The sequence below is a fragment of the Modestobacter sp. KNN46-3 genome, from assembly GCF_011039295.1.
This window is the reverse complement of sequence record NZ_JAAKGN010000017.1, coordinates 20,020-41,348: the sequence shown is the minus strand read 5'-3', so window position 1 is coordinate 41,348 and position 21,329 is coordinate 20,020. Positions and strand designations below refer to the sequence as shown.

Here is a 21,329-nt window from a genome sequence, read left to right as displayed (position 1 = left end):
GGGTGCCCACCGCGCTGCTCTGGTTCCGCCGCGACCTGCGCCTGGACGACCACCCGGCCCTGCTCGCCGCCGTCGACGCCGCCGGGCCCCAGGGCAGCGTCGTCCCCGTCTTCGTCTTCGACGACCGGCTCTACGGCCCCTCGGGCGAGCCGCGCCGGCGGTTCCTGCTCGACTGCCTCGCCGAGCTCGACACCGCGACCGGCGGCGCCCTCGTCACGCGCACCGGCGACCCGACCGCCGTCCTCCCCCGGCTGGCGGCAGAGCTGGGCGCGGTGAGCGTGCACGTCACCGCCGACGCCGGCCCGTACGGACGGCGCCGGGACCAGGCGGTCGAGCGGGCGCTGGGCGACGTCCCGCTGGTGCGCACCGGCTCGCCGTACGCGGTCGCTCCCGGGCGGGTGGTCAAGCGGGACGGCACGCCGTTCCAGGTGTTCACCCCGTTCGCCCGCGCCTGGCGGGAACACGGCTGGCACTCCCCCGCCGTCCGCCCGGACCCGGTCCCGTGGCAGCGCGACGTCCGCTCCGACGACCGCCCACCGCGACCGGCCCTGGGCGACGTCCAGCTGCCCGCCGCCGGCGAGGCCGCGGCCCTGGAGGCCTGGCACCGGTTCCGCGACGAACGGTTGCTCGGCTACGACGAGGGGCGCGACCGGCCGGCGACCAACGGGACGAGCCGGTTGTCGGCCTACCTGAAGTACGGCTGCATCCACCCGCGCACGCTGCTCGCCGACCTGGCCGCCGAGGAGGGTTCGGAGTCGGTGCGCCGCTACACCGACGAGCTCGCCTGGCGCGACTTCTACGCCGACGTCCTGTGGCACCGGCCCGACTCGGCCCGCGAGTACCTCAAGCCCGAACTGCAGAGCATGGGCTACGACTCCGGGCCGGACGCCGAGGAGCTGGTGCGCGCCTGGGAGACCGGCCGCACCGGCTTCCCGATCGTCGACGCCGGGATGCGGCAGCTGCTCGGTGAGGCCTACGTGCACAACCGGGTGCGGATGATCGTCGCCTCCTTCCTGGTCAAGGACCTGCACCAGGAGTGGACGCTGGGCGCGAAGTACTTCATGGAGCACCTGGTCGACGGCGACCTGGCCAGTAACAACCACGGCTGGCAGTGGGTGGCCGGCACCGGGACCGACGCCTCGCCGTACTACCGGGTGTTCAACCCGATCACCCAGGGCAAGAAGTTCGATCCGGACGGCAGCTACGTGAAGCGCTGGGTGCCCGAGCTGCGCGACCTCGACCCGAAGCACGTGCACGAACCGTGGACGGCGCCCGGCGGCGTCCCGGCCGGCTACCCCGAGCCGGTCGTCGACCACGCCCATGAGCGCCAGGTGTCCCTGGACCGCTACGCCGCCCTCCGCGCCCGCTGACACCTCGACAGGAATGGCCATTTCTGTCGAGGTGTCGGCTGGGTCACCGGTGCCGTCGTGGCGAGCGGGGCCCCGGCGGGTGAAGCTGGACGGCGTGATCGTCGGTGCCTGAGGGCCACACCCTGTTCCGGTTGGCCCGCGAGCAGCAGGCCGCGTTCGCCGGCCGCGAGGTGCACGTGACCAGCCCGCAGGGCCGCTTCGCCGGGCAGGCCGAGCTGCTCGACGGCCGGGTCCTCGACGAGGTCACCTCCTACGGCAAGCACCTGTTCGCCTTCTTCGGCCCGGACGTCGTCCACGTCCACCTGGGTCTCTACGGGAAGTTCACCTCCGGCACCGGGCTGCCCCCGGTTCCCCGCGGCGCCCTGCGGATGCGCTGGGAGGGCCCGGGTGAGGACGGCGAGGGCGTGTGGACCGACCTGCGCGGCGCCACCGCCTGCGACCTGATCACCGACGGCGAGGTGCAGCTGATCCTCGACCGGCTCGGCCCGGACCCGCTGCGCCGGCGGTCGGACCCGGCCAAGGCGTTCGCCCGCATCTCCCGCAGCCGGACCACCATCGGCGCGCTGCTGATGGACCAGGCCGTGCTCGCCGGTGTCGGGAACGTCTACCGGGCGGAGGTCCTGTTCCGGCAGCGGCTGAGCCCGTTCCGGCTGGGCCGGGACGTCGACGCCACCACCTGGGACGCGATGTGGGCGGACCTGGTGACGCTGATGAAGGCCGGGGTGAAGGCCGGCCGGATCGTCACCACCGAGCGCGCCGACCGCGAGCGCCGGCGCGGCCCGGCGCTCCGGGAGGACGCCCACTACGTCTACCGGCGCGCCGGGCTGCCCTGCCGGATCTGCGGCACCGAGGTGCGCACCGAGGTCATGGTCGGCCGGAACCTCTTCTGGTGCCCCACCTGCCAGGCGGTCTAGAGGGCGCCCTTCGCCTCGTCGCCGGCGGGCAGGGCGTGCAGCAGCCGGACGCCGATCGGCTCGGTCAGGTCGTCCTTGACGGCCTCGGTGAGCTGGTTGAACGTCTCGCCTGCCCCGTGGGCCTTGACGTCGTCCTGGGTGGCCCAGCGCTCGATCATCACGAAGCCGTAGCCGTCCTCGTGCAACGCGTAGAGCTCGCAGCCGGGCTCCTCGTGCACCTTCGGGATCGCCGCGGTGAACGCCTCCCGGACGGCGTCGGCCCGGCCGGGCTTGGGCGAGATGGTGGCGACGATCGTGATGGACACGCAGGGCTCCTCAGCGGTGACCGGGCACGGCTGCCCGGGTTCACCCTGGCGCCTACCCGGCAACGGGACGACGATGCGGGCGTGGCCGAACCCGCTGTGCCCGACCGATCGCTGCCCGGACGCCCGCTGCGCGTCGCCGTCGTCGGTGCCGGGCCGGCGGGCATCTATGCCGCCGACGCGCTCGCCGGGCAGGACGACGTCCCGGTCGCCGTCGACCTGATCGACCGGCTGCCCACCCCGTTCGGCCTGGTGCGGCACGGCATCGCCCCGGACCACCTGAAGATGCGGGCGCTGCGCGAGACGCTGCACCACACCCTGGACCACGACCGGGTGCGCTTCGTCGGCAACGTGGAGATCGGCACCGACCTGGCCCTGGACGAGCTGCGCCGGCACGTCGACGCCGTCGTCTACACCTACGGCGCGGCCGGTGACCGCACGCTGGGCATCCCCGGCGAGGAGCTGCCCGGCAGCCTGGCCGCCACCGACGTCGTCGCCTGGTACTGCGGGCACCCCGACGCCGACCGGGCGCGGGTCGAGGAGCTGGTGGCGCGGGCCCGGGACGTCGTGGTGGTCGGCGTGGGCAACGTGGCCCTGGACGTGGCCCGCGTGCTGGCCCGCTCCCCCGCCGAGCTGCACCCCACCGACATGCCGCACCACGTGCTCGACACCCTGGCCGCCGCCCCGGTCGAGCGGATCACCGTGCTCGGCCGCCGCGGCCCGGCCCAGGCCAGCTTCACCACCCAAGAGCTCCGCGAGCTGGGCCACCTGGCCGCCGCAACGGTGCTCGTCGACCCGGCCGACCTCACCGACGCCGGGGACGCCGCCCTGGCCGCCGAGGACCGGCACGTCGCGCGCAACCTCGCCGCACTCGCCGACTACGCCGGCCACGAGGCCGTGGACGGCACGGTCAGCGTGCGGCTGCGCTTCCACGCCCGCCCGGTGCGGCTGCTCGGCACCGACCGGGTCATCGGGGTGGAGGTGGAGCGCACCCGGGTCGACGTCGACGGCCGGGCGGTCGGGACCGGCGAGCTCGACGTCGTCCCGGCCGACCTGGTGGTGCGCTCGGTCGGCTACCGCGGGCACGCGCTGCCCGGGCTGCCGCTGGACGGGGGCACCGTGCCGCACGACGCCGGCCGGGTGGTCCGGGACGGCGAGGTCAGCCGCGGCGAGTACGTGGCCGGGTGGATCAAGCGGGGCCCGACCGGCGTCGTCGGCACCAACAAGCACGACGCCCGGGAGACCGTCGCCTCGCTGCTGGCCGACGTCGCGTCCGGGGTGCTCCAGCCCGGTGGGGACGACGACTGGGTCGACACCCTGCTCGCCCGCGGCGGGCACCCGGTGCTGCTGGCCGACTGGCGGGCGATCGACGCCGCCGAGATCGCGCTGGGTGCGGTGCACGGCCGGGCCCGCACCACGCTGCACGAGCGGGAGTCGCTGCTCGCCGCCGTCCGGGCCGCCGCGGCAGCGCAGGAGGGCTGAGGTGGGGTGGCGCGGTACGGCAGACTCGGTGACGTGACCGGCTCAGCACAGACCTCGCCCGCCACCACGATGATCTCCTTCGCCCGCGGTGCCCCGTCCACCGACATCGTCGACGTCGAGGGCCTCAAGCAGGCCGCCGTCGCCGCGTTCGACTCCGACCCGGCCGGGATGACCGGCTACGGGACGGCGGTCGGCTACGTGCCGCTGCGCGCGTGGATCGCCGAGAAGCACGGCGTCCCGGTCGAGCACGTGCTGGTGACCAACGGCTCGATGCAGGCCGATGCCTTCCTCTTCGACGAGCTGGCCACGCCGGGCGCCGCAGTGGTGACCGAGCGGCCCACCTACGACCGCACCCTGCTCGGGCTGCGCAACCGCGGCGCCGACGTGCACCTGGTGACGCTGGAGGAGGACGGCATCTCCGTCGACGAGCTCGCCGCCCTGCTCGAGGGTGGGCTCCGGCCGACGCTGGCGCACGTCATCCCCAACTTCCAGAACCCGGCCGGCTACACGCTCTCGCTGGCCAAGCGTGAGCGACTGCTGGAGCTGGCCCGCGAGCACGACTTCGTGCTGTTCGAGGACGACCCGTACGTCGACATCCGGTTCAGCGGGGAGCCGCTGCCGCGGATGCTGGAGCTGGACGGCGGCGCGGCAAGCGAGCACGTCGTCTACGCCTCGTCGTTCTCCAAGACGGTCTGCCCGGGCATCCGGGTGGGCTACCTGGTCGGGCCGCCGGCGCTGATCAAGAAGATCCAGGTCCGGGCCACGAACACCTACATCGCGCCGAACATGGTCGCCCAGGGCACGGTCCACGCCTACCTGCAGGGCGAGCGGTTCCCGGCCGCGCTGGAGCGGGTGAAGTCCGCGCTGGCCGAGCGGGTCGGGCTGCTGGACGACGCGCTCCGCGAGCACCTGCCGCAGGCGTCCTTCCGCCGTCCCGAGGGTGGGTACTTCCTGTGGGTGTCGCTCCCCGAGGGCGAGGGCCACGACGTCGCCCGGATCACCACCGAGGCAGCCGCCCGCGGGGTGGCGATCGTGCCGGGCACCGACTTCCTGCTCGAGGGCGGGGAGAACTCGTTCCGGCTGGCCTACTCGGCCGTGCAGCCCGGCGACGTCGACGAGGGCGTCCGCCGGCTGGCCGCCGCCATCGAGGCCGCCCGCTCCTGAGCACTGTGCGCTGACGGCGGGTTCCGGAGGTGGAACCCGCCGTCAGCGCACATCAGCCGGAGTTGCGCAGGGCGGTGGCGACGCCGTTGACGCTCAGCTGGATGCAGCGGCGCACCAGCTCGTCGTCGTCCCCCTCGCGGCGGCGGCGCAGCATCTCCACCTGCAGGTGGTGCAGCGGCTCCAGGTAGGGGAACCGGTTGCGGATCGACCGGGCCAGCGACGGGTTGTCGGCCAGCAGCTGGTCGTCGCCGGTGACCGCCAGCAGCATCCGCACCGTGCGCTCGTGCTCGGCGGTGATCTGGCTGAACACCCGGTCGCGCAGTTCGGGGTCAGGCACCAGCTCGGCGTACCGGGCGGCCAGCTCCAGGTCGGTCTTGGCCAGCACCATGCCCATGTTGGACAGCACGGTGCGGAAGAACGGCCACCGCTCGTGCAGGTCCTGCAGCTGGGCCAGCCGGCCGGGGTCCCCGTCGACCCAGGACTCCAGCGCCGTCCCGGTGCCGTACCAGCCGGGCAGCATGATCCGGGCCTGCGACCAGCTGAACACCCACGGGATCGCCCGGAGGTCGGTGATCTTGTCCCCGGCCTTCCGGGACGGCGGCCGGCTGCCGATGTTCAGCTCGGCCAGCTCCCGGATCGGGGTCGCGGCGCGGAACCACTCGACGAAGCCGGGCGTCTCGTGCACCAGCGCCCGGTAGGCGCCCTGCGCACGGGCCGCCAGGTCGTCGAGCAGCGTGTAGGCGTCCTCGGCCTCGGTGCCGAGCCCTTCGATGTCCAGCAGCGTCGACTCCAGGGTGGCCGCGACCAGCGCCTCCAGGTTCCGGCGGGCCAGGTCGGGTGAGGCGTACTTGGCCGCGATCACCTCGCCCTGCTCGGTGATCCGCAGCGCCCCGGCGACCGAGCCCGGCGGCTGGGCCCGGATCGCCTCGTAGCTGGGGCCGCCGCCCCGGCCGACGGTGCCGCCGCGGCCGTGGAACAGCCGCAGCCGGATGCCGTTGGCGCGGGCGACCTCGACCAGCGCCAGCTCGGCCCGGTACAGCGCCCAGTTGGCGGCCAGGTAGCCGCCGTCCTTGTTGCTGTCGCTGTAGCCGAGCATCACCTCCTGGTCGTCGCCGCGGTTGGCCACCAGCGCCCGGTACAGCGGCTGGTCCAGCATCGCGGCCAGGATCGTGCCGGCGGCCTGCAGGTCGCCGATCGTCTCGAACAGCGGGGAGATGCCCACCGAGCAGGTGGGGCCACCCTCTGCGCCCGGGTCGAGCAGCCCGACCTCCTTGAGCAGGACGGCGACCTCCAGCACGTCGCTGACCGACTCGCACATGCTGATCACGTAGTTCGGGATCGCCCGTGGGCCGAGCAGCGCCACCTGCTCGGCGGCCGCCACCAGGAGGTCCAGCTCGCCGCGGGCCAGCTCGGAGAGCTCGGCGCCGGGGCGCACCAGCGGTCGGCGCAGCTGCAGCTCGCCGGTGAGCAGCTCGACCCGGGCGGTCTCGTCGAGGGCGGCGTAGTCCTCGCACACCCCGGCCCAGGCCAGCAGCTCGCCCAGGACTTCCTCGTGCACCGCGGAGTTCTGCCGCATGTCCAGCCCGCACAGGTGGAAGCCGAAGACCTCCACCGCGTCACGCAGCCGGGCCAGCCGGTCGTCGGCCAGCGCACCCGCCCCGTGGCTGCGCAGCGAGGCGTCGACCGTCGTGAGGTCGGCGATCAGCTCCTCGGGCAGCTCGTAGGGCGACAGCTCGACGTCCGGCTCCTCCCCCGGGACCGAGCCCAGGACCCGCCGCGCGGTGGCGGCCAGCCGCCGGTAGACCCCGCGCAGGGCCCGCCGGTAGGGCTCGTCGCCACGGAACGGGGAGTCGTCACCGGAGGCCTCGGCCAGGGCGTACAGCTCGTCGGTCGGCTTCACCAGCCGGTCGGACATCGACAGCTCGTCGGCCAGGCAGATCAGCTCGGCGAGGTGGTGCCGCAGCGCCGTCTCGGCCTGCCGGGTGGTCGCCCGGCGGACGGCGTCGGCGGTGACGAACGGGTTGCCGTCCCGGTCACCGCCGATCCAGGAGCCCGGCTGCAGCATCGGGGTGGTCAGCAGGTCGGCGTCCGGCCAGCGCGCGCGCAGGGCCTGGCGGAGCTCGGTGTTGATCGCCGGGACGACCTCGAACAGCGACAGGTCGTAGTAGCGCAGCGCCTCGTCGATCTCGTCGGCCAGCCGCAGCCGGGACAGCCGCAGCAGCGCCGTCTGCCAGAGGGTGAGCACCTCGCGGGACAGGTGCGCCGCCCAGGCCCGCTCGTCGATCCCGTACGGCCCGGCGTCGTCCCGCTGCCGGATCAGGTCGGTGACCTGTTGCTGCACCTGGGAGATCGTCCGGCGGCGCACCTCGGTCGGGTGCGCGGTCACCACTGGGACGACGAGCGCACCGGCCAGTTCCCGGGCCACCACGTCGCCGTCGAGGCCTGCCTCGTCCAGCAGGTCCAGCGACGCCGCCAGGCTCCCCTTCTGCGGGGGTGAGCCCTCCCGCCGGTGGTGCCGGCGGCGGCGCTCGTGGTGCACGTCCTCGGCAATGTTGGCCAGCAGCGAGAAGTGGCTGAACGCCCGGACGACGTGGTTGGCCTCGTGCAGGTCGAGCTGGGCCAGCCGGTCGGCGAGCTCGGAGCGGCCCACCTCTGAGCGTCGGATCCGGAAAGCCTCGACCCGGGTGGCCTCGACCAGCTCGAGGACGTCGGCGCCGGCCTGCTCGCCGATCACCTCCCCGAGGACTCGGCCCAGCAGTCGGATGTCGGCCCGCAAGGGCTCGTCGGTGCGGTCGTCCGGGTCGGTGGGACCCCCGGAGGGGCGTAGGTCGGCAACGTCGACGGTGGCTTCGGACACGGGGGCAGTATCCGCAACCGGTGTGACGGTCGGGTGTCCCGGGGAGGATGGGCGGGTGATCCGACTGCAGGCGACACCGACCAGCCCCGTCCCGGCCGAGCACGGAGAGGGCCCTGTCTTCGACGCCGCCGCGCAGGAACTGCTCTGGGTGGACATCACCGCGGGGCTGGTCCGGCGCGGCACGATCGCCGGGGACGACGTCGTCCCGGTGGCCTCGCACCGGGGCGGTGACACGGTGGGGTTCGTCGCCCCGGCGGCCGCCGGCGGCTGGCTGCTGGGCGCCGGGGCCGGCATCACCCGGCTGACCGCCGAGGGCGACGCACAGGTGCTGATCGAGCTCACCGGAGAGGGCGGCTCGGAGTCCGCGGGCGGCACCCGGATGAACGATGGCGCCTGCGACCGGGCCGGCCGGTTCTTCGCCGGGACGATGGCCTTCGACGAGCGGCCCGGCGCCGGCAGCCTCTACCGGCTGGACCTCGACGGCACGGTCAGCACCGTGCTCGACGGCCTCACCATCTCCAACGGGCTGGGCTGGTCACCCGACGACCGCACCGTGTACCTCTCCGACTCCGGCGCGAAGACGGTGTGGGCGTTCGAGTACGACCTGGACAGCGGCGCCTTCGGCGAGCGCCGGGTGCTGCTGGACTTCAGCGACGACCCGGCCGGCGTCGCCGACGGCCTCACCGTCGACGACGAGGGCTGTCTCTGGACGGCGCTGTGGGGCGGTGCCCAGGTGCGGCGGTGGTCGCCCGAGGGTGAGCTCCTCGCGGTCGTCGAGGTCGCCGCCCAGAACACCACCAGCTGCGCGTTCGCCGGCGACCTGCTGGTGATCAGCACGTCGGTGCACGGCATGGACGACGCCGCCCGGGCCGCCCAGCCGGACGCCGGCCGGCTGTTCACCGTGCGACCCGGGGTCAGCGGCCCGCCGGCGAACCCCTACCGCGGCCCCCTCGGCGCCCTCCGCCAGCGCTGACCGCCGTCGTCCCTGCACCGCCGTCGTCCCTGCACCGCCGTCGTCCCTGCACCGCCGCAGTGATCAGGTGACCTGATCGGACGCTGTCCCCCCGCACCAACGCTGGTGCAGGGGGACAGTCGTTGATCAGGTCACCTGATCAACGCTGCGAGCGGCGTCAGGCCTTCTCGGCGGCCAGGGCCTCGCGGAGCTTGAGCCGGCCGCCGGTGCGCAGCAGCGCCCCGGAGTAGATCCGCCCACCGATCCGGACGATGACGGCGATCGCCACGACCATCAGCAGGACGGCGAGCCCGACCTCCCACCACGCGGCCTCGCCGGCGGCCTGCCGCACCGGCATCACCATCGGCGACAGCCCCGGCACGTAGGAGGTCACCGTGGCCAGCGTGCTGCCCGGGTCCTGAGCCGCCTGTACGGCGACGATGAACCCGACCACGAGCAGGATGGTCGTCGGCGTCAGCACGCTGCCCAGGTCCTCCTGCCGGCTGACCAGCGAGGCGGCGACCGCGAACACCGCCGCGTAGAACGCGTAGCCGATCACGAACCAGGCGAGCACGTTCAGCACGGTGCCGATCAGCTGGCCCGGCAGGTCGATGACGTCGAAGGCCAGCGCCCCGGCCACCCCGACCACGGCGATCACCGCGGTCTGCAGCAGCCCGAGGGCACCCAGGCCGATGATCTTCCCGGCCAGCAGCTGCCACGGGCGCATGGTGGCCAGCAGCAGCTCGACCACCCGGCTGGACTTCTCCTCGACCACGCCCTGCGCGACGAACTGCCCGAACAGGATGAAGAGGAAGTACAGCAGGCCCACCCCGAGCAGCGCGACGACCGTGGCCTGCGTCCGGTCCTCCTCGTCCGCCTCCAGGGCGACGACGTCGACCGCGGGGGCGGGCTCGAGCTGCACCCCTGCCTCGGTGAGCTGGTCGGCCACCGAGAGGGCGGCCAGTGCGCTCCGCACGAGGTCCTCGGTGCTCCCGCCCGCGGACTGCACCAGGAGCTCGGGCCGGCTGCCCGTCGGGTCCAGCAGGGCGGCGTCGACGTCCTCCTCCGCGACGGCGGTGCGGGCGGCGCCCTCGTCGGCCAGCTCGACCACGGTCACCTCGGTGCCCAGCGCATCGCCCTGCTGCTGCAGGACCTGCTCGACGGCCCGGTCGCCGCCGACCAGGCCGATCCGGCTGGTCGACTCCCCGCCGCCGAGGAGCACCTGGAACAGCATCAGGCCGATGATCAGGACGATCAGCACCGCGGAGCTGACCAGGAAGCCCTTGTCCCGGATCCGGGTGGAGATCTCCCGGCCGGCCACGAGCCGGACGAGCTGGGTCGGGCTGTGCGGCTTGATGTCGGTGGATGCGGGCGCGGTCATGCCGCCACCTCCCGGGTGTCGGTGACGGCGTGGCGGAAGAGCTCGACCAGCGTCGGTTCCCGCCAGGCGAAGTGGGCGACCCGGCCGGTGGCCAGGGCGGCGGCCAGCACCTGCTGGTCGTCGGCGCCGGGAGCCAGCTCGAGCACGGTGTCGCCGCGCTGCTCGGAGACCACTCGCACGCCGGGCACGGCGGCGGCCCAGCCGACCGACGCGTCCGGCACCACGACGCGCAGTTGGCGACCGGCGGCCGCGGAGCGCAGCTCGTCGACCGTGCCGCTGGCGACGATCTTGCCGCGGGCGAGGATGCCGACCGCGTCGCAGAGCCGTTCGACCAGGTCCAGCTGGTGGCTGGAGAAGACGACGGGCACGCCGCGCCGGCACTGCTCGAGCAGCGCCTCGGCCAGCGAGTCGACGCCCACCGGGTCCAACCCGGAGAAGGGCTCGTCGAGGATCAGCACGTCGGGCTCGCTGACCAGAGCGGCGGCCAGCTGCACACGCTGCTGGTTGCCCAGCGACAGCTTCTCCACCCGGTCGTTGCGCCGCTCCCCCAGCCCGAGCCGCTCGGCCCAGTGCTCGGCGGCGCGGCCGGCGGCCCGGGCGTCCAGGCCGTGCAGCCGGGCGAAGTAGGCCAGCTGCTCGCCGACCTTCATCTTCGGGTAGAGGCCGCGCTCCTCGGGCATGTAGCCGATCCGGCGGCGGACGACCTCGTCGACCGGCCGCCCCGTCCAGCGCACCTCCCCGGCATCGGCGCGCGCGAGGCCCATGGCGATCCGCATGGTGGTGGTCTTCCCCGCCCCGTTGGACCCGCAGAAGCCGAACATCTGGCCCGGGGCCACGGTGAAGCTCACCCCCTCGAGCACCTGGTTGCTGTCGTAGGCCTTGTACAGGCCGTCGAACTCGAGCACTGCTCCTCCGGTGTCCGTCGTGTGCGTGCAGCCCTTGCCATCCGCAACGAGTGGGAGCCTGTCGCATGACTTTCCAACCCGTCAAGTGAACAGCGCGGTGCGTCGTCCGTTCGTGCTGCGGCGGCGCCCTCGGTCAGGTGGGATCGGGGCATGACGGAGAACCACCCAGCACAGGTGCCCAGCGACGTGGGCCTGGCCGGGCTGCGCGAGGCGGCGGCCGGCTGCCGGGCCTGCGAGCTGTGGGAGCCGGCCACCCAGACCGTCTTCGGCGAGGGCCCGGAGACGGCGCGGGTCGTCTTCGTCGGCGAGCAGCCCGGCGACCAGGAGGACCGCGCCGGTGAGCCGTTCGTCGGCCCGGCCGGGAAGCTGCTGGACCGGGCGCTGACCGACGCCGGCATCGACCGGCGCGACGCCTACGTGACGAACTCGGTGAAGCACTTCCGGTTCACGCCCACGCCCAAGCGGCGGATCCACCAGTCCCCGGGTGCGGAGCACCTGCGGGCCTGCCGCCCGTGGCTGGAGGCGGAGTTCGCCGTCCTCCAGCCGGAGGTGGTGGTCTGCCTGGGCGCGGTGGCGGCCAAGGCGCTGGTCTCACCGTCGTTCCGGATCACCCGCGAGCGAGGGCAGCTGCTGCCGTGGACGCCGCCGGGCGTGCGTGCCGCGGAGGCGTCGCTGGCCGACGCCGACCAGGACGAGGACGCCCCGCACCAGACCTGGGTGCTCGCCACGGCGCACCCCTCCGCCGTGCTCCGGACGCCGGACGACGCCCGGGCCGCCGCCTACGACGCGCTCGTGGCCGACCTCCGGGTCGTCGCCCACGCCCTCGCCTGACACCCCGCGGGGGGTGCGAAGTCGCGCTCTCGGCCGCTCGCGGGTGTCAGTCCTCCTCGGGCTCGGGGTGGCGGGCCCCGGCGGAGAGCTCGGTCCCGGCCTCGACCGTCGACCGCCGGCCGACCAGGGTGACCGCGCCGTCCCCGCCGACCATGGCCCGTTCTCCGACCTGCACCCCGTCGTCCAGCACGGCGCGGGTGACGGTGGCTCCGGCACGCACCCGGGAGCCTGGCAGCAGCACCGAGTCGATGACGGTCGCCCCCGGCTCGACGATCACCCCCGGCGACAGCACCGAGCCGCGCACCTCCCCGGCCACCCGGGTGCCCCCGGACACCAGGCTGTCCTCGACCACGGCGCCGTGCAGCAACCGGGCAGCGCTGTGCCGGCCGCCGCGGGTGTGGATCGGCCAGCCCGACTCGTCCAGGTCGATCGGCGGCTCCGGGGACAGGAAGTCGCGGTGCGCCTCCCAGTAGGACTCGATGGTGCCGACGTCCCGCCAGTAGCCGTTCAGCGGGTGCGCCCGGGCCAGGCCGTCCTTCGTCTGCGCCGGCAGCAGGTGGGTGCCCAGGTCCTCCAGGCCGTCGTCGCCGACCTGGTCCTGGATCGCCTCAAGCCGGTCGAGGGTCTCGTCCGGGGAGAAGACGAAGACCTCGTTGGTGGCGGTCGTCGTCGCCGGCTCGTCGGGCTTGTAGGCGTAGTCGGTGACCTTCCCGTCGTCCGCGGTCTGGACGATGCCGTACCGGGCGGCGTCGTCCGGCTCGACCTCCGTGGTCACCATGGTGACCTCGGCGCCGGAGCCCAGGTGGGCGTCGACGACCTCGCGGTAGTCGAGCTTGTAGACCGCGTCGGAGCTGACCACCACGAGCGCGTCGGCGCCGAACTGCCGGATGAGCTCGGCCTGCCGCCACAGCCCGTCGGCGGTGCCCATGGTGAAGCCGCCCCGCTCGCTGCCCTGGAAGGGCGGCAGCATCATCAGCCCGCCGGTGGTGCGGTCCAGGTCCCACGGGCGGCCGCCGGCCAGGTGCTCGTTCACGGACTGCGGCTGGTACTGCTCGGACACCCAGACGTCGGGGATCTGCGAGTGCTCGCAGTTGGACAGCGGGAAGTCGATGAGCCGGTACACCCCGGCGAACGGGACGGCGGGCTTGGCCCGGCTCTCCGTCAGCAGTTCGAGGCGACTGCCCTTGCCACCGGCGAGGACGAGGACGAGGACCCGCGGGAGTGCCATGGCCGCCCACGTACCCGGGCGCGGGCGGCTCACCCCTCGGGCGGCGCGGCGCGCTCCTCGGCCAGCCGGCGGCGGGCGTCGCGGGCCACCTCGTCGGCCCGGGACGCCCGGAACAGCCAGAACGACGGCACCGCGACGGCGACCACGGCCATCGCCACCACGATCACCACGCCGCCGGAGACCATCGCCGCGGTGACGCCGACGCTGCTGGCCATCAGGCCGGCGCGCAGGTCGCCCAGCCGTGGCCCGCCGGCGACGACCACGATGAACACGCCCTGCATCCGGCCGCGCATCTCGTCCGGCGCCGCCGTCTGCAGCATCGCCGACCGGAGGACCGCGCTGACCATGTCGCCGGCGCCCGCGACGGCGAGGCAGAGCACCGCCAGCCACAGCGTCGAGGCCAGCCCGAAGCCGATGATCGCCACGCCCCACACCGCGATGGCGGCCAGCACGGCGGCGCCCTGCCGGTCGACCCGGCTCACCCACCCCGAGGTCAGCCCCATCAGCAGCGAGCCGATCGACACCCCGGCGAACAGCCAGCCCAGGCTGTTGGCGTCACCCCGGTAGACCGTCTGGGACAGCTCGGGGAAGACCGCCTGCGGCCAGGCGAAGAGCATCGCGATGACGTCGACGACGAAGGTCATCAGCAGCACCGGCTGGGTGCGCAGGAAGGCGAAGCCCTCCCCCACCCCGCGCACGGCCGCGCCGAGCCGCAGCGGACCGGAGACCCCTTCCGGCGGCAGTGGCGGCAGCCCGCGCAGCAGCAGCACGGCGGCGACGAAGCCGAGGGCGTCGATCGTGTAGACGATCGAGAGGTCCCCCAGGCCGATGAGCAGGCCGGCCAGCAGCGGCCCGACGATCACGCCCGCCTGGCGCACCGTCATCGCCAGCGCGTTGGCCGCCGCGACCTGGTCCCGCCCCACCAGCGCCGGGATCACCGCGCTGCGGGCGGGCTGGTTGACCGCGGCGAACCCGGAGACGGCGGCGGCCAGCACCCACAGCACGCTGATGTGCCCGTCCCCGGGCAGCAGCGCCTGCACGGCCAGCAGCGCGCTGGTGACCGCCGCACCCGTCGAGCTGATCAGCATCAGCAGGCGGCGGTCCATGGCGTCGGCGATCGCCCCGCCGAGCAGGCCGAAGACGACCAGCGGCACCAGTGCGACGACCGAGGTGAGCCCGACCATCAGGGAGGAGCCGGTCAGCTCGTAGACCTGGTACGGGACTGCGACCAGCGTCATCTGCTGGCCGAGCATCGTCACCGCGACACCACCGAAGACCCGGCGGAAGGCGCGGTTGCGCAGCGGCGCGGTGTCCAGCGCCCAGCCGCGCCGGCGGTTCACCGGCTGCGGCTGCTCGACCGGCAGACCCCCCTCGACCGGATCCACCGGCTCCACGCCACCACCAAAATGGCCATTTTGGTGGTCGGGGTCGTCGGGGTCCTTGCTCACGGGGCCAGGCGCTGCACGACCCAGCCGCCGCCTTCCTCGTCATCGCGCACGAACACCAGCCGGTCGTGCAGGCGGTCATGGCCGCCCTGCCAGAATTCCACCCGCTCGGGCAGCACCCGGTAGCCGCCCCAGTTCTCCGGACGCGGCAGCTGCCCGGGCGGGGTCTGGGCGTCCAGCTCGGCCACCCGGGTGCGCAGCAGCTCGCGGGACTCCACCACCGTCGACTGGATCGAGGCGGCGGCGGCCAGCTGCGAGCCGCGGGGCCGGGGGTCCCACAGCAGGTCCGACGCCGTCGGACCGATCCGCTCGACGGCACCGGCCACCCGGACCTGCCGCTGCTGGGCGTGCCAGGGGAAGACCAGTGCCGCCCGGGGGTTGACGGCCAGCTGGGCGGCCTTGGCCGAGGCGTAGTTGGTGCCGAAGACGAACCCGTCGACGTCGTAGCCCTTCATCAGCACGACGCGGGCATCCGGCATGCCGTCGGCGTCCGCGGTGGCCACCACCATGGCGTTGGGCTCGGGCAGCTCGGCGGCGACGGCGTCGGCGAACCAGCGGTCGAACTGCTCCACCCAGGTGGCCGCGAGGCCCTCCTCGCCGAAGCCGCTGTCGTCGTAGTCCCTGCGCATGCGGATCAGGTCGGCCACCGGCCCATGCTGTCACCGTTGCAGCGCGCACCGCCCGCTGGCCGGGAGCCGGGGTGCACCCCCGGGCCGGCCAGCCCCTAAGTTGAGGCTCGTCGTGCGCTGACCAGCGTCCGTCCCCACCCGCGCGCAGAGGAGCATGCGAGATGGCCGACGACTTCGTACCGGGCCTGGAGGGCGTCATCGCCTTCGAGACCACCATCGCGGAGCCGGACAAGGACGGTGGGGCGCTGCGGTACCGCGGCGTCGACATCGAGGACCTGGTCGGCAAGGTCACCTTCGGCAACGTCTGGGCGCTGCTGGTCGACGGGAAGTTCGGCCCCGGCCTGCCCCCGGCCGAGCCGTTCCCCATCCCGGTGCACACCGGTGACGTCCGGGTCGACGTGCAGGCCGCGCTGGCGATGCTGACCCCGATCTGGGGCTACCGCCCGCTGCTGGACATCTCCGCCGAGGAGGCCCGCGACGAGCTGGCCCGAGCCGCGGTCATGGCGCTGTCCTACGTGGCCCAGTCGGCGCGGGGCATCGGCATCCCGGCCGTGCCGCAGAAGCGCATCGACGAGGCCTCCAGCATCGTCGAGCGGTTCATGGTCCGCTGGCGCGGCGAGCCCGACCCGCGGCACGTCGCCGCCGTCGACGCCTACTGGACCTCGGCCGCCGAGCACGGCATGAACGCCTCGACCTTCACCGCCCGGGTCATCGCCTCCACCGGCGCCGACGTCGCCGCCTCGCTGTCCGGCGCGATCGGGGCGATGTCCGGCCCGCTGCACGGCGGCGCCCCCTCCCGGGTGCTGCACATGCTGGACGGCGTCGAGGCCTCCGGCGACGCGGTGAGGTACGTGAAGGACCTGCTCGACAAGGGCGACCGGCTGATGGGCTTCGGGCACCGCGTCTACCGCGCCGAGGACCCCCGCGCCCGGGTGCTGCGCCGGGCCGCCGAGGAGCTGGGTGCGCCCCGCTTCGAGGCCGCCCTGGCCCTGGAGAAGGCCGCCCTCGCCGAGCTGCGCGAGCGCCGTCCGGACCGCCCGATCGAGACCAACGTCGAGTTCTGGGCCGCGATCGTGCTGGACTTCGCCGAGGTGCCCAGCCACATGTTCACCTCGATGTTCAGCTGCGCCCGCACGGCCGGCTGGTGCGCGCACATCCTGGAGCAGAAGAACACCGGGCGATTGGTGCGCCCGTCGGCGCGCTACGTCGGGCCCGACCCGCGCAAGCCCGAGGACGTCGAGGGCTGGGACACCATCCAGACCAAGTCGATCAGCGACCCCGCCCCCGCCTGAAGAAGGACCGTCCGAGAGGCAGACCGCACATGAGCATCACCATCCCCACCGACCTGCTCCCCCGGGACGGCCGCTTCGGGTGCGGCCCCTCCAAGGTCCGCCCCGAGGCGCTGCGCGCCCTGGCGACCGACGGGGCCGGGCTGATGGGCACCTCGCACCGGCAGGCGCCGGTGAAGGGCCTGGTCAAGCGGGTGCGGGAGGGCCTGTCCCAGCTCTTCGACCTGCCCGACGGCTACGAGGTGGTGCTGGGCAACGGCGGGACGACGGCGTTCTGGGACGCCGCGACCATCGGCCTCATCCGCCGTCGCAGCGCGCACGGCACGTACGGCGAGTTCTCCGCGAAGTTCGCCTCCGGGGTCGCCGAGGCGCCGTTCCTCGACGCCCCGGTGATCGCCAAGGCCGCGCCCGGCTCGCTGGCGCTGCCGACGGCCGAGGCCGGCGTCGACGCCTACGCCTGGGCGCACAACGAGACCTCGACCGGGGTCATGGCGCCGGTCACCCGCCCGTCGGGCATCGACGCCGACGCCCTGGTGCTCATCGACGCGACGTCCGGTGCCGGCGGGCTGCCCGTCGACGTCGCCCAGACCGACGTCTACTACTTCGCCCCGCAGAAGTCCTTCGCCAGCGACGGCGGCCTGTGGATCGCGCTGATGTCGGCCGCGGCGCTGGAGCGGGTGGCCGAGATCAAGGCCTCCGACCGCTGGGTCCCCGGCTTCCTGGACCTGTCGATCGCCATCGACAACTCCGGCAAGGACCAGACCTACAACACCCCGGCCGTCGCCACGCTCTTCCTGCTGGCCGACCAGATCGACTGGATGCTGGGCCTGGGTGGGCTGTCCGGTGCGGTGGCACGGAGCGAGGAGTCGGCGAGCCGGCTCTACGGGTGGGCGGAGAAGACCTCCTACACGTCGCCGTTCGTCGCCGACCCCGAGCACCGCTCGCTCGTCGTGGGGACGGTCGACTTCGACGAGTCGGTCGACGCCGCGCTGGTCGCCACGACGCTGCGCGCGCACGGCGTCGTCGACGTCGAGCCGTACCGCAAGCTGGGCCGCAACCAGCTGCGGGTGGGCATGTTCCCGGCGATCGACCCCGACGACGTGAGCGCACTGACCGCCTGCATCGACCACGTCGTCGGCAAGCTGTAGGGGCACCGTCCCGAGGCTCGTCCCGAGCTCGTGAGGGATGGGCCTCGGGGTCCTTCAGGGCAGCAGCCAGGTGTCCTTGCTGCCGTCCAGCACGCCGGAGCCCTCGACCAGCTCCACCCGGGTCCACGGCGCGGGCAGCGCCCGGGTGATCGCGCCGGCGACGGTGGACACCCGCAGGCCGGCGACGCGCGGCGCCAGCGAGCCGTCGACGACGGTAGGCACCGTGGAGACGTCGAGCGGTTCCTGGGCCGTGAAGCGGTGTGGGGCGGCCGCCACCTCGGCGTGCAGCTCGGCCAGCTCGGCCGCCGAGCAGCGCGGACCGACCACCACCCCGCGACCGCCGTACCCGTCGACCGGCGTCACGACCAGCTCGTGCAGCCGGTCGCGCACCTCGGCGAGGTCGGCGTCGTCGGCCAGCAACCAGGTGCGCACGGTGTCCAGCACCGGCTCCTCCCCCAGGTAGAACCGGATCAGCTCCGGCACGTACCGGTAGGTGGCCTCGCCGTCGGCCACGCCGTTGCCCGGCACGTTGGCCAGCGCCAGCTCCCCGGCCCGCACCGCGGCACCGAGCAGCACGTCCAGTGCCGCCCCGCTCGGCGTCAGGTGGGCGGCCAGCCCGGCCTCGTCCAGCCGCAGGTGGAGGACGTCGACCTGCAGCCGCTGCCCGTCCACCTGCACCGCGACTCCCCCACCGCGGGTCGGCCAGAGCGTGTCCGGCGTGGCGATCGGGACGCCCATCGCCGCGGCCAGCTGCCGGTGCTCGAACCAGCTGGTGCTGCGCGGCCCCTCCGACAGCAGGGCCAGTTGCGGCGTCCCGGTGCACGCCGACGGTGCGACCTCGGCCAGCGCCGCCCGCAGCAGCGGCACCGCCTCGCCCTGGTCGGCGAGCCCGGCGGCCTCGGCCGTGGCGTGCAGCTCCGGCAGCGCCGCCCGGCTGCTGGCCCGGTCGCTGAGGGCGTACCCGATGCCCGACGGCGTCCGCAGATGGTCCGAGACCGCCACCCAGCCCCTGGGGCCGTGCCGCAGATCCAGAGCCGCGACGGTGGCCCGCTGCTGCCCGGGCACGGCCAGCCCTGCCGCCGACGCGCGTAGCCCCGGGCTGGCGGTGACGACCCACGCCGGCACGATGCCGGCGCGGACCACCTCCGGGTGCCGGTCGGGGTCGGTGCGGCGCCGTCCGGCCGGGCGGTAGACGTCGGCGAGGAAGGCGTTCAGCGCCCGGTGCCGCTGTTCGGCGCCGCGGGCGACGTGCGCCCAGTCGGCGGCCGGGACGACGCGCGGCACCGGGCAGAGCGGGAGCGACCGCTCCTGCAGCCGGCCGTCGACGTAGCTGCCGGCCACCACCCCGCGCGACCGGCGTTCCCGGTCGATGGCGTCGACGACCGCGCCGATCCCGTCGGCACCGAGGTCGTCCATCGCCTGCAGCACCGGGCGGTAGGCCGACCGCCGTGCACCCGTCGCCTCGTCGTCCGCCGAGCCCGGGTAGCGCGCGAAGACGCCGGAGGCGTCGGTCATCGCAGGGTCACAACCAGCGATCGAACCACTCGGCGACCCGCTCCGACAGGTGCAGCACGTTCTCCCGTCCCACGATCGTGTGACCCTCGCCCCGCAGGAGGAGCAGCTCGGCCGGCGCACCGAGCGCGGTCAGCTCCTGGTGTGCCTGGATCGACTCCAGCACCGGCACGTTGGTGTCCCGGTCGCCGTGGGTGAGCAGCACCGGCGACCGCAGCCGGTCCAGCACGGTCATCGGGGAGATCGCGGCCAGCATGTCCCGGTCGGTGACCGGGTCGCCGTACTCGGTGACCGAGGCCGCCGCCATCCACGGCTCGGTGCCCGCGAAGAAGGTGCGCAGGTCGCTCATCCCGGCCAGCGTGGCGCCGGCGGCGAACAGGTCCGGCCAGCGGGTGAGCGCCACCAGCGTCAGGTAGCCGCCGTAGGACCAGCCGTGCGAACCGACCTGCCCCGGCAGCGCGATCCCCTCGGCCACCAGGTGGTCGACGGTGGCGACGACGTCGGTGAACGACTCCTCCCGGGCAGCGAGGTCGTCGGCGGCCATGAACGCCCGGCCGTGCCCGCCCGAACCGCGCACGTTCGGCGCGAAGACGGTCAGCCCGGCCGCGACCAGCGACTGCGCCACCGGGTGGTAGTCCGGGCGTTCCTGCCCTTCCGGGCCGCCGTGGAAGCTCACCACCGTGCGGTTGGGGCCGTCCACCCCCGGCGGGGTGTACAGCCAGCCGTCCAGCTCGGTGCCGTCGGCGGCCGGGTAGCGCAGCCGGACCGGCGTCACCAGCAGGTGCGGGTCGGGGCGGCGGGGCGTGCTGGGCAGCGGCACCGGCTCCCCGTCGACGTCCAGCGGTACCGACCACAGCGAGCGGGGGGACGTGGGGCCGGTCAGCTCGGCCAGCAACGTGCCGCCGTCGGCCGACAGCGACCAGCCGGGCATGACCGGCTGCGGCAGCGGCACGGTGCGCAGCAGGCCGCCGTCGGCCAGGTCCCGCAGCTCCAGCTCGGTGACCCCGTCTGCGTTCCACACGCACAGCACCGTGCCGTCGGCGCGGACGGCGTAGGACTCCAGGTCGGCGTCGGGCCGGGTGATGAGCACCTGGGCCGGGCCCGGCTGCCGACCGGCGTCCACCGGGACCCGGACCAGCGCCGTGCGGTCGCTGCGCGGCAGCCCGGGCCGGGCCGGGAGCGCGGCGCGGAGGAAGACGGCCGAGCCGTCCGGGGCGAACCGGCCGTCCTCGGAGGCGCCGCCACCTGGGGCGTCGAGCGGGATGACCCGCTGCTGGGCGCCGCTGGCGACGTCGACCAGCACGATGTGCCGGTGCCCGCGCGGACCCCGCCGGGCCAGCACCGTCCGCTCGTCGGCGGAGACCGCGGTGACGGCGAGGAAGCCGCCGGTGGCCAGGGTGCGGTGGGCGCCACTGACCACGTCGACCAGGACGGCGTCGGCGCCCGGGCCGTCACCCGGGGCGATCGAGCAGACGTAGTGGCCACCTGCGGTCCACCCGCCGGCGAAGACGGTGGCCCGTGGGTCCTCCCCGGCCACCAGGTGCCGCTCGGTGCCGTCGGGCCGGACCGCCCACAGCTGCGCGCAGATCGAGCCGCCGGGGCTCACCAGGTAGGCCAGCCACCCGCCGTCCGGCGACCACGCGACCGAGACGACCTCCTCGTCGGCACCGGACAGCACCGCCGGCGGGGTCTGCTGGTCCAGCGCGGCGACCTCCAGCCGGGGGACGCCGGAGCGGTCGCTCACGTAGGCCACCCGGTCCCCCGTCGGCGCCAGGCTGGGGCACCAGGCACCCGGGGCGCCGGCGATCTCGGCGACGGCGAGGCGCACCTCGGTGGACAGTCCGGTTCGGCGCAGGACGTCGGTCATGGCACACCTCCTCGGTCGGGGTTCGGTCGGGCGGCGCGACGGGTGCCACCCCG

The 21,329-nt window shown here is 74.3% G+C and carries 16 protein-coding genes and 1 pseudogene; 8 read left to right on the top strand and 9 right to left on the bottom strand.

Annotated elements, in window-relative coordinates; all coding sequences use genetic code 11:
- Positions 1-2: 2 nt before the first annotated feature.
- A complete protein-coding gene (locus G5C62_RS06510) occupies positions 3-1,370 on the top strand; it encodes a deoxyribodipyrimidine photo-lyase (protein WP_164700369.1) in 1,368 nt (455 codons plus the stop codon).
- A 104-nt stretch (positions 1,371-1,474) separates the two neighbouring features.
- Entirely contained in the window at positions 1,475-2,284 is an 810-nt protein-coding gene (locus G5C62_RS06505; protein ID WP_164700368.1) for an Fpg/Nei family DNA glycosylase, read from the top strand.
- Here G5C62_RS06505 and G5C62_RS06500 read toward each other — a convergent pair.
- On the bottom strand, positions 2,281-2,589 hold the full coding sequence (locus tag G5C62_RS06500) for a putative quinol monooxygenase (RefSeq protein WP_164700367.1): 309 nt from the start codon (positions 2,587-2,589) through the stop codon (positions 2,281-2,283). The two genes, G5C62_RS06505 and G5C62_RS06500, sit on opposite strands and share 4 nt — an antisense overlap.
- A gap of 81 nt (positions 2,590-2,670) precedes the next feature.
- Between G5C62_RS06500 and G5C62_RS06495 the strand changes: the two genes are divergently transcribed.
- Both G5C62_RS06495 and G5C62_RS06490 read left to right on the top strand, forming a co-directional pair.
- Positions 2,671-4,068: an FAD-dependent oxidoreductase gene (locus G5C62_RS06495; RefSeq protein WP_206330499.1), complete on the top strand. Its 1,398-nt coding sequence runs from the start codon at positions 2,671-2,673 to the stop codon at positions 4,066-4,068.
- Positions 4,069-4,101: 33 nt separating this feature from the next.
- A complete protein-coding gene (locus G5C62_RS06490; protein ID WP_206330498.1) occupies positions 4,102-5,232 on the top strand; it encodes a PLP-dependent aminotransferase family protein in 1,131 nt (376 codons plus the stop codon).
- Between the two features lie 52 nt (positions 5,233-5,284).
- Here G5C62_RS06490 and ppc read toward each other — a convergent pair whose 3' ends face one another.
- On the bottom strand, positions 5,285-8,089 hold the full coding sequence (ppc, locus tag G5C62_RS06485; protein ID WP_164700366.1) for a phosphoenolpyruvate carboxylase: 2,805 nt from the start codon (positions 8,087-8,089) through the stop codon (positions 5,285-5,287).
- A gap of 55 nt (positions 8,090-8,144) precedes the next feature.
- Here ppc and G5C62_RS06480 point away from each other — a divergent pair, with 55 nt between their 5' ends.
- Positions 8,145-9,062, top strand: a complete 918-nt coding sequence (locus tag G5C62_RS06480) for an SMP-30/gluconolactonase/LRE family protein (RefSeq protein ID WP_164700365.1) — start codon at positions 8,145-8,147, stop codon at positions 9,060-9,062.
- A gap of 157 nt (positions 9,063-9,219) precedes the next feature.
- On the opposite strand, the gene G5C62_RS06475 is transcribed toward G5C62_RS06480, so the two are convergent.
- Complete coding sequence (locus G5C62_RS06475; protein WP_164700364.1) at positions 9,220-10,422, bottom strand: ABC transporter permease; 1,203 nt, start codon at positions 10,420-10,422, stop codon at positions 9,220-9,222.
- Positions 10,419-11,327 (bottom strand): ABC transporter ATP-binding protein, encoded by a 909-nt coding sequence (locus G5C62_RS06470; RefSeq protein WP_036334706.1) that lies wholly within the window; start codon positions 11,325-11,327, stop codon positions 10,419-10,421. Before G5C62_RS06470 ends, G5C62_RS06475 begins: the two co-directional genes overlap by 4 nt.
- Positions 11,328-11,429: 102 nt before the next feature.
- Here G5C62_RS06470 and G5C62_RS06465 point away from each other — a divergent pair.
- Positions 11,430-12,158: pseudogene (locus G5C62_RS06465) on the top strand (UdgX family uracil-DNA binding protein); the annotation flags it as partial.
- A 46-nt stretch (positions 12,159-12,204) separates the two neighbouring features.
- Here the strand turns inward: G5C62_RS06465 and G5C62_RS06460 are convergent.
- From G5C62_RS06460 to pdxH, 3 genes are read right to left on the bottom strand one after another with little or no spacing between them, the layout of a single operon-like run.
- Entirely contained in the window at positions 12,205-13,386 is a 1,182-nt protein-coding gene (locus tag G5C62_RS06460; protein ID WP_164700363.1) for a glucose-1-phosphate adenylyltransferase family protein, read from the bottom strand.
- Positions 13,387-13,415: 29 nt separating this feature from the next.
- The gene (locus tag G5C62_RS06455) at positions 13,416-14,834 is read right to left on the bottom strand and encodes an MFS transporter (RefSeq protein ID WP_241175736.1); all 1,419 of its coding nucleotides are present in this window, start codon (positions 14,832-14,834) and stop codon (positions 13,416-13,418) included.
- Positions 14,831-15,478, bottom strand: coding sequence for a pyridoxamine 5'-phosphate oxidase (gene pdxH, locus G5C62_RS06450; RefSeq protein WP_241175735.1), 648 nt, complete (start codon positions 15,476-15,478; stop codon positions 14,831-14,833). The genes G5C62_RS06455 and pdxH overlap by 4 nt, the downstream gene beginning before the upstream one ends.
- 143 nt (positions 15,479-15,621) lie before the next feature.
- Between pdxH and G5C62_RS06445 the strand changes: the two genes are divergently transcribed.
- Together G5C62_RS06445 and serC are read left to right on the top strand one after the other, a co-directional pair.
- A complete protein-coding gene (locus G5C62_RS06445; protein WP_036334701.1) occupies positions 15,622-16,752 on the top strand; it encodes a citrate synthase 2 in 1,131 nt (376 codons plus the stop codon).
- A 29-nt stretch (positions 16,753-16,781) separates the two neighbouring features.
- The gene (serC, locus tag G5C62_RS06440) at positions 16,782-17,897 is read left to right on the top strand and encodes a phosphoserine transaminase (protein ID WP_164700362.1); all 1,116 of its coding nucleotides are present in this window, start codon (positions 16,782-16,784) and stop codon (positions 17,895-17,897) included.
- 54 nt (positions 17,898-17,951) lie between these two features.
- Here the strand turns inward: serC and G5C62_RS06435 are convergent, their stop codons facing one another.
- Both G5C62_RS06435 and G5C62_RS06430 read right to left on the bottom strand, forming a co-directional pair.
- On the bottom strand, positions 17,952-19,412 hold the full coding sequence (locus tag G5C62_RS06435; RefSeq protein WP_164700361.1) for a circularly permuted type 2 ATP-grasp protein: 1,461 nt from the start codon (positions 19,410-19,412) through the stop codon (positions 17,952-17,954).
- Between the two features lie 7 nt (positions 19,413-19,419).
- The gene (locus G5C62_RS06430) at positions 19,420-21,276 is read right to left on the bottom strand and encodes a S9 family peptidase (RefSeq protein WP_164700360.1); all 1,857 of its coding nucleotides are present in this window, start codon (positions 21,274-21,276) and stop codon (positions 19,420-19,422) included.
- Positions 21,277-21,329: the final 53 nt, after the last annotated feature.